Genomic DNA, 10,594 nt, shown 5'->3' with positions numbered 1-10,594 from the left:
TTTCTTAAAAAAATATAATGCTCTATTTACAGTCTGATATGGACCGATTTTATTTGTACCATTTTAATATAACAAATAAAAACAGAGAAAGCAAGAGATTTTCATATGAAGTTATAGTTTTATATAATGTGACTGGAAACTGGTTAAACAAGTAGTCAAAGATGCGAGTGTATAAGGCGACTATGTATTGGTATCGTCTTGAAAGCGTAAAACAAACTGGTCAGTGTGGCTAGTTTATGGTATAATGAAAGGGACTCAAAAAGAAACAGGAGAAAAATGATGGATTTACTTTTAGCAATTGTATTGATTGTGCTAGCTTTTCTAGGAGGAGCTCTTGGAGGAATGTACTTGGTTCGTAAGCAAATCGAAAAAGAATTTGCTGACAACCCACGTTTGAATGCTGAAGCAGTTCGTACTCTTTTGAGTGCAAATGGTCAAAAACCAAGCGAAGCTAAGGTACAACAAGTTTACCACCAAATCATCCGCCAACAAAAGGCAGCCCTTGCTAACAATAAAAAGAAAAAATAAATAAGGAAAAGTCTGGGATGAAAGTTCCAGACTTCTCACTATGTTGGCTAAGGGTTTAGGAATGAGACTTTTTCCTTGCATTCTATTGATATTTGATTATGATTAATAGAGATAGTTATTGATTAGACTGTCATTCAGTTCACAAGGATCAATAATCATAATGAACTATCAATCAGAAAAAAACTAGAAAGAAGACTGTATGGATAATCGACCAATTGGTTTTTTGGATTCGGGTGTCGGGGGCTTGACCGTTGTGCGCGAGCTCATGCGCCAGCTTCCCCATGAAGAAATCGTCTATATTGGAGATTCGGCACGGGCGCCCTATGGTCCCCGTCCTGCTGAGCAAATTCGTGAATATACTTGGCAGTTGGTCAACTTTCTCTTGACCAAGGATGTCAAAATGATTGTCATTGCTTGTAATACTGCGACTGCGGTCGTCTGGGAAGAAATCAAGGCTCAACTAGACATTCCTGTCCTAGGTGTAATTTTGCCAGGAGCTTCGGCAGCCATCAAGTCCAGCCAAGGTGGGAAAATCGGGGTGATTGGAACGCCAATGACGGTCCAATCAGACATCTATCGTCAGAAAATTCATGATCTGGATCCGGACTTACAGGTGGAGAGTTTGGCCTGTCCCAAGTTTGCCCCCTTGGTGGAGTCAGGTGCCCTGTCAACCAGTGTCACCAAGAAAGTGGTTTATGAAACTCTGCGTCCCTTGGTAGGAAAGGTGGATAGCCTGATTTTGGGCTGTACCCATTATCCACTTCTCAGACCCATTATTCAAAATGTCATGGGGCCAAAGGTTCAGCTCATTGATAGTGGGGCAGAGTGCGTACGGGATATCTCAGTCTTACTCAATTATTTTGAAATCAATCGTGGTCGTGATGCTGGACCACTCCAACACCGTTTTTACACAACAGCTAGCAGCCAAAGTTTTGCCCAAATAGGTGAAGAATGGCTGGAAAAAGAAATTCATGTGGAGCATGTAGAATTATGACAAATAAAATTTATGAATACAAGGATGACCAGGACTGGTATGTCGGGTCCTATAGTATTTTTGGTGGCGTCCGGACGTTGACTGATGAAGACTTGGATTTCCCTCTGGTTGGATTGGCCAAAATCTTTCGAGACGAGGAACGAGGTTTCCCGATTTCAGTTACTGTTTTACGCTATGGTTCTCGCTACCGTTTATTGTCCTTTGTGGTAGATATCCTCAACCAAGAAATGGGCCGAAATTTGGAAGTCATTCAACGTCAAGGGGCTCTGCTCTTGGTTGAAAATGGGCAACTCTTGTATGTGGAATTGCCCAAAGAAGGGGTCAATGTTCATGATTTCTTTGAGACAAACAAGGTCAGAGAAACCCTGTTGATTGCGACTCGTAACGAGGGCAAGACCAAGGAATTCCGAGCTATCTTTGACAAGCTAGGCTACGATGTGGAAAATCTCAATGACTATCCTGACCTACCTGAAGTAGTAGAAACAGGTATGACCTTTGAAGAAAATGCCCGCCTCAAGGCAGAAACCATTTCACAGTTAACAGGCAAGATGGTTCTGGCAGATGATTCTGGTCTCAAAGTCGATGTCCTAGGCGGCTTGCCAGGTGTCTGGTCAGCTCGTTTTGCGGGTGTGGGAGCTACTGACCGTGAAAACAATGCCAAACTCTTGCACGAATTGGCCATGGTCTTTGAACTCAAGGACCGCTCGGCTCAATTCCATACAACCCTAGTCGTAGCCAGTCCAAACAAGGAAAGCTTGGTTGTTGAAGCAGACTGGCCAGGCTACATTAACTTTGAACCTAAGGGTGAAAATGGCTTTGGTTACGATCCTCTCTTCCTGGTAGGAGAGACAGGCAAGTCCTCAGCTGAATTAACCCTTGAAGAAAAAAATAGTCAATCTCACCGTGCCTTAGCCGTTAAGAAACTTTTGGAGGTATTTCCATCATGGCAAAGCAAACCATCATTGTAATGAGCGATTCCCATGGCGATAGCTTGATTGTGGAAGAAATCCGTGATCGCTATGTGGGCAAAGTTGATGCCGTTTTTCATAACGGCGATTCTGAACTGCGTCCTGATTCTCCACTTTGGGAAGGCATCCGTGTTGTTAAAGGGAACATGGACTTCTACGCCGGCTACCCAGAACGTTTGGTGACTGAGCTTGGTTCGACCAAGATTATCCAAACCCATGGTCACTTGTTTGACATCAATTTCAACTTTCAAAAGTTGGACTACTGGGCTCAGGAAGAAGAAGCCGATATCTGCCTCTATGGTCACTTGCATGTGCCAAATGCTTGGATGGAAGGAAAGACTCTTTTTCTAAATCCAGGCTCTATCAGTCAACCACGTGGGACCATCAGAGAATGTCTCTATGCTCGTGTGGAGATTGATGATAGTTATTTCAAAGTGGACTTTTTGACACGAGACCATGAGGTGTATCCGGGCTTGTCCAAGGAGTTTAGCCGATGATTGCCAAGGAGTTTGAGACTTTCTTGTTGGGGCAAGAGGAAACTTTTTTGACCCCTGCTGAAAATCTAGCTGTGTTGATTGATACCCACAATGCGGATCATGCGACCCTCTTGCTCAGTCAGATGACCTATACCCGTGTTCCTGTTGTAACCGATGAAAAACAATTTGTTGGGACTATCGGGCTTAGAGATATTATGGCTTATCAGATGGAGCATGACTTGAGCTCAGAAATCATGGCGGATACGGACATTGTCCACATGACCAAAACAGACGTAGCGGTCGTTTCGCCTGATTTTACCATTACGGAGGTCTTGCACAAGCTGGTAGATGAGTCTTTCTTGCCAGTTGTGGACGCAGAAGGTATTTTCCAAGGGATTATCACGCGCAAATCTATCCTCAAGGCTGTCAATGCCCTCTTGCATGACTTTAGTAAGGACTATGAGATTCGATGCAGATGAGAGATAGGATTTCAGCCTTTTTAGAGGAAAAGCAGGGCTTGTCTGCCAATTCCAAGCAATCTTATAAGTATGATTTGGAGCAATTTTTAGACATTGTGGGCGAGCGGATTTCTGAGACCAGTCTCAAGATTTACCAAGCCCAGCTAGCCAATCTAAAAATCAGCGCCCAGAAGCGAAAGATGTCAGCCTGTAACCAATTTCTCTACTTTCTCTATCAAAAAGGAGAGGTGGACAGCTTTTACCGCTTGCAATTGGCCAAGCAAGCTGAAAAGAAGACCGAAAAACCAGAACTGTTAGACCTAGACTCTTTTTGGCAGGAAAGTAATTATCCAGAAGGACGCTTGCTGGCGCTTCTTATCTTGGAAATAGGACTCTTGCCAAGCGAGATTTTATCCCTCAAGGTTGCGGATATCAATCTTGATTTTCAGGTTTTGAGAATCAACAAGGCTTCCCAACAGAGGATTGTTACCATTCCCACGACCTTGCTTTTAGAATTGGAACCCTTGATGGGGCAGACCTATCTGTTTGAAAGGGGAGGGAAAGCTTATTCTCGTCAGTGGGCCTTCCGCCAGCTAGAGTCCTTTGTCAAGGAGAAAGGTTTTCCAACCTTATCAGCCCAAGCCTTGCGGGAACAGTTCATTTTAAGACAAATAGAAAAGAAGGTCGATTTGTACGAGATTGCAAAAACATTAGGATTAAAAACAGTCCTGACCTTAGAAAAATATAGATAATGGATATTAAATTAAAAGATTTTGAAGGGCCCCTGGACTTGCTCTTGCATCTTGTTTCTAAGTACCAGATGGATATCTACGATGTGCCTATTACAGAAGTCATCGAACAGTATCTAGCTTATGTTTCAACCCTGCAGGCCATGCGTCTGGAAGTGACAGGTGAGTATATGGTTATGGCCAGTCAGCTGATGCTGATCAAGAGCCGTAAGCTTCTTCCAAAGGTAGCAGAAGTGACAGACTTGGAGGATGATCTGGAGCAGGATCTTCTCTCCCAAATCGAAGAATACCGCAAGTTCAAACTCTTGGGGGAGCACTTGGAAGCCAAGCACCAAGAACGGGCCCAGTATTATTCTAAAGCACCGACAGAGTTGATTTACGAAGATGCGGAGCTTGTGCATGACAAGACGACCATTGACCTCTTTTTGGCTTTTTCAAATATCCTAGCCAAGAAAAAAGAGGAGTTTGCACAAAATCACACGACTATCTTGCGGGATGAGTATAAGATTGAGGACATGATGGTCATCGTGAAAGAGTCCTTGGCTGGCCGAGACCAGTTACGCTTGCAGGATTTGTTCAAGGAAGCCCAGAATGTCCAAGAGGTCATTACCCTCTTTTTGGCGACCTTAGAGTTAATCAAAACTCAGGAGCTGATTCTTGTGCAAGAGGAGAGCTTCGGAGATATCTATCTCATGGAAAAGAAGGAAGAAAGTCAAGTGGCACAAAGCTAGACTTGATAGAGAGGAAAGATGAGTACTTTAGCAAAAATAGAAGCGCTCTTGTTTGTAGCGGGTGAAGATGGGATTAGGGTCCGCCAGTTAGCTGAACTCCTCTCTCTGCCACCGACAGGCATCCAACAGAGTTTAGAAAAATTAGCCCAGAAGTATGAAAATGACCCAGATTCCAGTTTGGCTCTGATTGAGACAGGTACGGCCTACAGATTGGTGACCAAGCCTCAGTTTTCAGAGGTGTTGAAGGAATATTCCAAGGCGCCGATCAACCAGAGCTTGTCTCGGGCTGCCCTTGAGACCTTGTCCATTATTGCCTACAAGCAGCCCATCACACGGATAGAAATTGATGCCATTCGTGGGGTTAACTCGAGTGGAGCCTTGGCAAAGTTGCAGGCTTTTGACTTGATTAAAGAAGACGGGAAAAAAGAAGTGTTAGGGCGCCCCAATCTCTATGTGACTACAGATTATTTCCTAGATTATATGGGAATTAACCATTTGGAAGAATTACCAGTGATTGATGAGCTTGAGATTCAAGCCCAAGAAAGCCAATTATTTGGTGAAAGGATAGAAGAAGATGAGAATCAATAAGTATATTGCCCACGCAGGTGTGGCCAGTAGGAGAAAAGCAGAAGAGCTGATCAAGCAAGGTTTGGTGACGGTTAACGGCCAAGTGGTACGTGAACTAGCAACGACTATCAAGTCAGGCGACAAGGTCGAAGTTGAAGGTCAACCTATCTACAACGAAGAAAAGGTCTATTATCTGCTTAACAAACCACGCGGTGTCATTTCCAGTGTGACAGATGACAAGGGCCGCAAGACGGTTGTCGACCTCTTGCCCAACGTCAAAGAGCGCATCTACCCTGTAGGTCGTTTGGACTGGGATACATCAGGAGTCTTGATTTTGACCAATGATGGGGATTTTACGGATGAGATGATTCACCCTCGTAATGAGATTGATAAGGTCTATGTTGCGCGTGTCAAAGGTGTGGCTAATAGGGACAATCTCCGTCCCTTGACTCGTGGTCTTGAGATTGATGGCAAGAAAACTAAGCCTGCTGTCTATGAGATTCTCAAAGTGGATCCAGTTAAAAATCGCTCTGTGGTACAGTTGACTATCCATGAAGGGCGTAACCATCAGGTTAAAAAGATGTTTGAAGCTGTCGGTCTCCAAGTAGATAAGTTGTCTCGAACTCGTTTTGGACACCTAGATTTGACAGGTCTCCGTCCAGGTGAATCGCGTCGCCTTAACAAAAAAGAAATCAGCCAACTACACACCATGGCTGTAACCAAGAAATAATGAAACGAATTTTAATAGCGCCTGTGCGCTTTTACCAACGTTTTATCTCACCAGCCTTTCCACCTTCTTGTCGCTTTGAGCCGACTTGTTCCAACTATATGATTCAGGCTATTGAAAAACATGGCTTTAAGGGTGTCTTGATGGGTTTGGCTCGGATTTTACGTTGCCATCCCTGGTCGAAAACAGGTAAGGACCCTGTCCCAGACCACTTTTCCCTCAAACGAAATCAAGAAGGGGAATGAGGATAGGTAAACAGATTTTAAAATGATAAAAACGCATCCTATCAAGTTTGAGTGAGTCTGATAGGATGCGTTTTATCATGTAAAGATGTTAGTTGAGTTTGAAGTTGCTTATTTCAAGCCTTTTTGTGCGTCTTCAATCATGAGTTTTGTTGATTCAAGACCGCCTCCACTTAGATACCAGAGGTCTGGTGTTAGTTGGATGATCTTACCATTTTTAGCAGCAGGAGTTTCAGCGATGAGGGCATTTTCTAGGACGCCATCGTTGCTAGAGTTGTCCCCACCGATGGCAAGGGTACGGTTGATGACAAAGAGGATGTCAGGATTGATTTCTTTGACACTTTCAAAGCTGACTTCTTGTCCGTGGCGTGAGTCTTCAAATTGAGTATCAGTTGGCTTGAATTTCAAGGTTTGGTACAAGAAAGAGAAACGAGATTGGGCACCAAAGGCAGCCATTTTTCCTTCGTTGAGGAGGATGGCAAGGGCTTTTTTGTCAGAACTTTCGTTTTTAGTAGCGACTTCTTGGATGCTCTTGTCTAGCTTGGCCAATTCTTCCTTGGCTTTCTGTGTACCAGTTTCACCAAAGGCGCTTGCTAAGGATTCGATATTAGCCTTGGTAGAAGTCCAGTAGTCGTCCTTACTTGCTTGGAAGAGAACGGTTGGGGCGATTTCTTTGAATTTGTCTACGAATTTTTGTGTACGTATGGAAGCAATAATCAAATCAGGCTCAAGGGCGGCGATAGCTTCTAAATCAGGTTCTTTCATAGAACCAACATTTTTAACTTTTCCAGCTAGGTCTTTGAGATAGGTTGGTACTGTTTTTGTAGGCATTCCAACGATATTTTTTTCAAATCCTAGAGCACGAATAGTATCCGCAGCACCAAGGTCAAAGGTCACAATATTTTCAGGAACTTTTGAAAGTTTGACTTCGTCTAATGAACTTTTAATGGTTATCTCTGTTGGAGCAGAGTTGCTTGTTTCCGACTGACTAGTGCTTGAGTTGGTACTACATGCACCAAGTAAGAGTAAGAAGCTGGCCACTAGGGCAGTGAGATAAAATTTAAGGGATGTTTTCATGATTTCTCCTTTTTTAAAATGTGATAACGATTTAGGTAGTCTCTTTGATAGGCTTGTTAGCTAAGAGACTGAGGGTTCTCTAACTCGAGTTTCTATGTTACTAGCTATAGATACAGATCTTTTTGCCATTGATATCCGCCAGCGTGATGGGAATCTCATAGAGTTGACTGAGCAGGTCAGCCTGCATGATTTGATCTGTCCTTCCCTTGCTAAAGACTTGACCATCCTTGAAGGCGACAATCTCATCTGCATACTGACTAGCCATGTTGATATCGTGGAGGACGATGATAATGGTCTTGCCGAGTTCCTCCACCAGTCTCCGAAGAATTTGCATCATGCTAACGCTTTGCTTGATATCAAGATTGTTGAGCGGTTCGTCTAGTAAGATAAAGTCCGTATCCTGGGCCAGTACCATAGCGATAAAGACGCGCTGGAGTTGTCCCCCAGACAGGCTATCGATGTAGCGATCTTTTAAGTCTGTCAATTCCAGATAGTCCAGAGTTTCTCGGATTTTTTCCCAGTCTTCTGATCTAAGTCGACCTCGGCTGTAGGGAAAACGTCCAAAACTGACCAGTTCTTCAACAGTCAATTTGGCTTGGTAATTGATTTTCTGTTTTAGGATGGTGAGTTCTTGGGCCAGTTCTTGCGAATTCCAACTTTCGATTTCACGTCCTTTGATACTGAGAATTCCCTGATCTTTCTTGGTCAGTCTGCTCATGATGGAGAGGAGAGTCGATTTTCCAGCACCATTTGGACCAATGAAGGCTGTCAGTTTCTGAGGACTGACTTCAAGCGTAATGCCTTGCAAAATATCCTGTTTTTGAATGGATTTGTCAATGTTTTCCAGTTTCACCGACGCGCCCTCCTGTAGAGTAAGATAAAGAATAAGAAACCACCCACACTTTCGATGATCATGCCGATGCGAATTTCCAGTGCAAAGACTCGTTCAATCAGAGCTTGCCCCAAGGTCAAACTGATAAATCCGATCAGAATGGCTACGATAAAGAGCAACTTGTGCCGATAGTCTTTGACGATTAGGTAGGTGAGGTTGGCTAGCATAAAGCCGAAGAAGGCCATAGGACCTACCAAGGCAGTGGCCGTTGAGGTCAAAAGTACGATGCCCCAGAGGAGTTCTTTCTGTTCTTTTTCAACATCGAGTCCCAATATCTGAGCCGTTTCTCTTTGCAGGTGCAAGACATCCAGAATGACTGCTTTCCGAAAGAAAAAGATTGTCAAAGCAAGGATAATCAGAGAACCGATGGCTAGGATGGAAGTGTTGAGATGTTGAAAGGAGGCAAAGAGACTGTTCTGCAGTTTATCGTATTCGTTTGGATCCATCAAGACCTGAAGGAAGGTACTGATATTTCGAAAGAGACTTCCGAGGGCTAGACAGACCAGCAGAATGAAGACCAGGTCTTGCTTCATCAGTGTCTTCAAGTAGCCTTGTAAGGCGAGAAAGAAGAGGGATTGAAGCAGAAGTAAAACTAGGAATTCTAAGATGGGAGACTTGCCAAGCTGAAGAAGCTTGCTTTCAAAAACCAGTAGTAGAGTTTGCAGTAGGACGTAGAAGGATTGGATTCCTAAAATACTAGGTGTTAGGAAGCGATTTTCTGTTAGGGTTTGAAAACTAATGGTTGAAATCCCAGTCGCGATAGCTACCAAGAGATAAACGACGATTTTTTGGGAACGCAACTTCCAGGCAAAGGCAGATAGATGGGTGATGGGCCAAAAGTAGAGGAGACAAGCTCCGATGGCAAGAATAATGAGAATCCAGAAGAGCTTGGTATGTTTGCTTTTAGACTGCATCTTTTCGTCCCCCTCTCCAAAGAAGTAGGATAAAGACGAGGCTGCCGATGATTCCTAGTAGAAGACTGACAGACAGCTCATAGGGCCGAATCAGAACTCGGGATAGGATGTCGCAGGCCAGAACTAGATTGGCACCGACCAGTGCGACCATGAGTTTGGTCTGACTTAGATTATCTCCATAGCGCTTGCGAACAAGATTGGGAACAATAACTCCGAGAAATGGTAAGCCACCCACGGTAATCATGGTGACACTTGTCGTTAGCGCGACCAGAAAGAGGGCCAGTTTTTCAAGCAGGGAGTAGGAAATCCCCAGACTCTCACTGGTTTCCTTGCCCAGATTCATGATGGTAAAGGTTTGGGACAATTTCCAAACGGCAATCAGGATAATGAGGCCTAAGAAGAGCCACTCATACTGATGGGTCTGAATCATGGAGAAGGACCCCTGGGTCCAAGCAGTCATACTCTGAACCAGATTGAACCGATAGGCGATAACTTCTGTCACAGAACCGATAATCCCACTATAAATAATCCCAATTAGAGGTAACATCCACCTTTCCTTTACAGTAAAAATGGTCATAAAGGCTAGGAAGAAGAGGGTAAATAAGATGGATGAAACAAAAGCAAAGACCATCTTTTGGGTCAGACTAGCCGATGGAAAGACAAAGAGGCTCAATACCATTCCTAGTTTGGCGGCTTCAGTAGTCCCAACTGTACTCGGTGCAGCAAACTGATTTTGGGTAATAGTCTGCATGAGAAGTCCTGCCATACTCATGCTAGATGCAGCCAGGAGAATGCTAATCGTCCTTGGAAGACGGGACTCTTGAAAGAGAAGCCAGGTCTGCTGGTCGAAAGCAAAGAGCTTTTCCCATGAAAAATCACTGGTTCCAATGCTAATGGAGAGAAAGACTAGGAGTAGAAGTAAGCCAATTAAATAATGAGAAAGTTTCATACCCAGTCCTTTCATGTAGATTTGGTATCGAAAGATACCTGCAGATATAAATGTAACACGAAATTTTTAATCTGTCAATAAATTTTCTGATAATTTAATGGATGAAACAAGGAGAGAGCAACAAGACTTTCTCCTTTGTTATCCTATTCTAAAATGTTTTTACCTTCTTTAACCCGCCAATGATAATCCGATAAAATAATATCTTCAAGAGAGTAACTAGCCTTCCAATCAAGGTATTTTTTAGCTTTTGAAGCATCTGCTAGGACACTGGCTGGGTCACCAGCACGGCGAGCAACAATTTCGTGTGGTATTTTTTGATTCA

14 protein-coding genes and 1 pseudogene are annotated in these 10,594 nt (G+C 43.7%); 10 read left to right on the top strand and 5 right to left on the bottom strand.

Features of this window, described 5'->3' with window-relative positions; all coding sequences use genetic code 11:
* Nucleotides 1-279: 279 nt before the first annotated feature.
* From RYL77_RS02770 to yidD, 10 genes are all read left to right on the top strand, one after another.
* On the top strand, nt 280-528 hold the full coding sequence (locus RYL77_RS02770; protein WP_000364990.1) for a YneF family protein: 249 nt from the start codon (nt 280-282) through the stop codon (nt 526-528).
* 199 nt (nt 529-727) lie between these two features.
* A complete protein-coding gene (racE, locus tag RYL77_RS02765) occupies nt 728-1,522 on the top strand; it encodes a glutamate racemase (protein WP_020901104.1) in 795 nt (264 codons plus the stop codon).
* Nucleotides 1,519-2,490 (top strand): nucleoside-triphosphate diphosphatase, encoded by a 972-nt coding sequence (locus RYL77_RS02760; RefSeq protein ID WP_315009696.1) that lies wholly within the window; start codon nt 1,519-1,521, stop codon nt 2,488-2,490. The genes racE and RYL77_RS02760 overlap by 4 nt, the downstream gene beginning before the upstream one ends.
* A complete protein-coding gene (locus RYL77_RS02755; RefSeq protein WP_020902175.1) occupies nt 2,466-2,987 on the top strand; it encodes a metallophosphoesterase in 522 nt (173 codons plus the stop codon). Before RYL77_RS02760 ends, RYL77_RS02755 begins: the two co-directional genes overlap by 25 nt.
* Entirely contained in the window at nt 2,984-3,445 is a 462-nt protein-coding gene (cbpB, locus tag RYL77_RS02750; protein ID WP_315009694.1) for a cyclic-di-AMP-binding protein CbpB, read from the top strand. The genes RYL77_RS02755 and cbpB overlap by 4 nt, the downstream gene beginning before the upstream one ends.
* On the top strand, nt 3,442-4,176 hold the full coding sequence (gene xerD / locus RYL77_RS02745; RefSeq protein ID WP_315009692.1) for a site-specific tyrosine recombinase XerD: 735 nt from the start codon (nt 3,442-3,444) through the stop codon (nt 4,174-4,176). The genes cbpB and xerD overlap by 4 nt, the downstream gene beginning before the upstream one ends.
* On the top strand, nt 4,176-4,904 hold the full coding sequence (locus tag RYL77_RS02740) for a segregation/condensation protein A (protein ID WP_054378467.1): 729 nt from the start codon (nt 4,176-4,178) through the stop codon (nt 4,902-4,904). The genes xerD and RYL77_RS02740 overlap by 1 nt, the downstream gene beginning before the upstream one ends.
* A gap of 18 nt (nt 4,905-4,922) precedes the next feature.
* Complete coding sequence (gene scpB / locus RYL77_RS02735; protein WP_315009690.1) at nt 4,923-5,492, top strand: SMC-Scp complex subunit ScpB; 570 nt, start codon at nt 4,923-4,925, stop codon at nt 5,490-5,492.
* Nucleotides 5,479-6,201, top strand: coding sequence for a pseudouridine synthase (locus RYL77_RS02730; RefSeq protein WP_261103754.1), 723 nt, complete (start codon nt 5,479-5,481; stop codon nt 6,199-6,201). Before scpB ends, RYL77_RS02730 begins: the two co-directional genes overlap by 14 nt.
* Nucleotides 6,201-6,443: a membrane protein insertion efficiency factor YidD gene (yidD, locus tag RYL77_RS02725; protein WP_050230852.1), complete on the top strand. Its 243-nt coding sequence runs from the start codon at nt 6,201-6,203 to the stop codon at nt 6,441-6,443. Before RYL77_RS02730 ends, yidD begins: the two co-directional genes overlap by 1 nt.
* Nucleotides 6,444-6,551: 108 nt before the next feature.
* Here yidD and RYL77_RS02720 read toward each other — a convergent pair whose 3' ends face one another.
* From RYL77_RS02720 to RYL77_RS02700, 5 genes and pseudogenes are all read right to left on the bottom strand, one after another.
* Entirely contained in the window at nt 6,552-7,517 is a 966-nt protein-coding gene (locus RYL77_RS02720; protein WP_315009687.1) for a siderophore ABC transporter substrate-binding protein, read from the bottom strand.
* A gap of 100 nt (nt 7,518-7,617) precedes the next feature.
* Nucleotides 7,618-8,370: an ATP-binding cassette domain-containing protein gene (locus RYL77_RS02715; protein ID WP_315009686.1), complete on the bottom strand. Its 753-nt coding sequence runs from the start codon at nt 8,368-8,370 to the stop codon at nt 7,618-7,620.
* Nucleotides 8,367-9,323, bottom strand: a complete 957-nt coding sequence (locus tag RYL77_RS02710) for an iron chelate uptake ABC transporter family permease subunit (RefSeq protein ID WP_315009685.1) — start codon at nt 9,321-9,323, stop codon at nt 8,367-8,369. The genes RYL77_RS02715 and RYL77_RS02710 overlap by 4 nt, the downstream gene beginning before the upstream one ends.
* Nucleotides 9,313-10,272 (bottom strand): ABC transporter permease, encoded by a 960-nt coding sequence (locus RYL77_RS02705; protein WP_315009684.1) that lies wholly within the window; start codon nt 10,270-10,272, stop codon nt 9,313-9,315. The genes RYL77_RS02710 and RYL77_RS02705 overlap by 11 nt, the downstream gene beginning before the upstream one ends.
* A 143-nt stretch (nt 10,273-10,415) precedes the next feature.
* Nucleotides 10,416-10,594 (bottom strand): annotated as a pseudogene (locus RYL77_RS02700) (UDP-glucose 4-epimerase GalE); the annotation flags it as partial.

Origin of the sequence: uncultured Streptococcus sp., from assembly GCF_963516515.1 — a bacterium.
Lineage (GTDB): Bacteria > Bacillota > Bacilli > Lactobacillales > Streptococcaceae > Streptococcus.
This window is presented reverse-complemented; position numbering and strand designations above follow the sequence as displayed.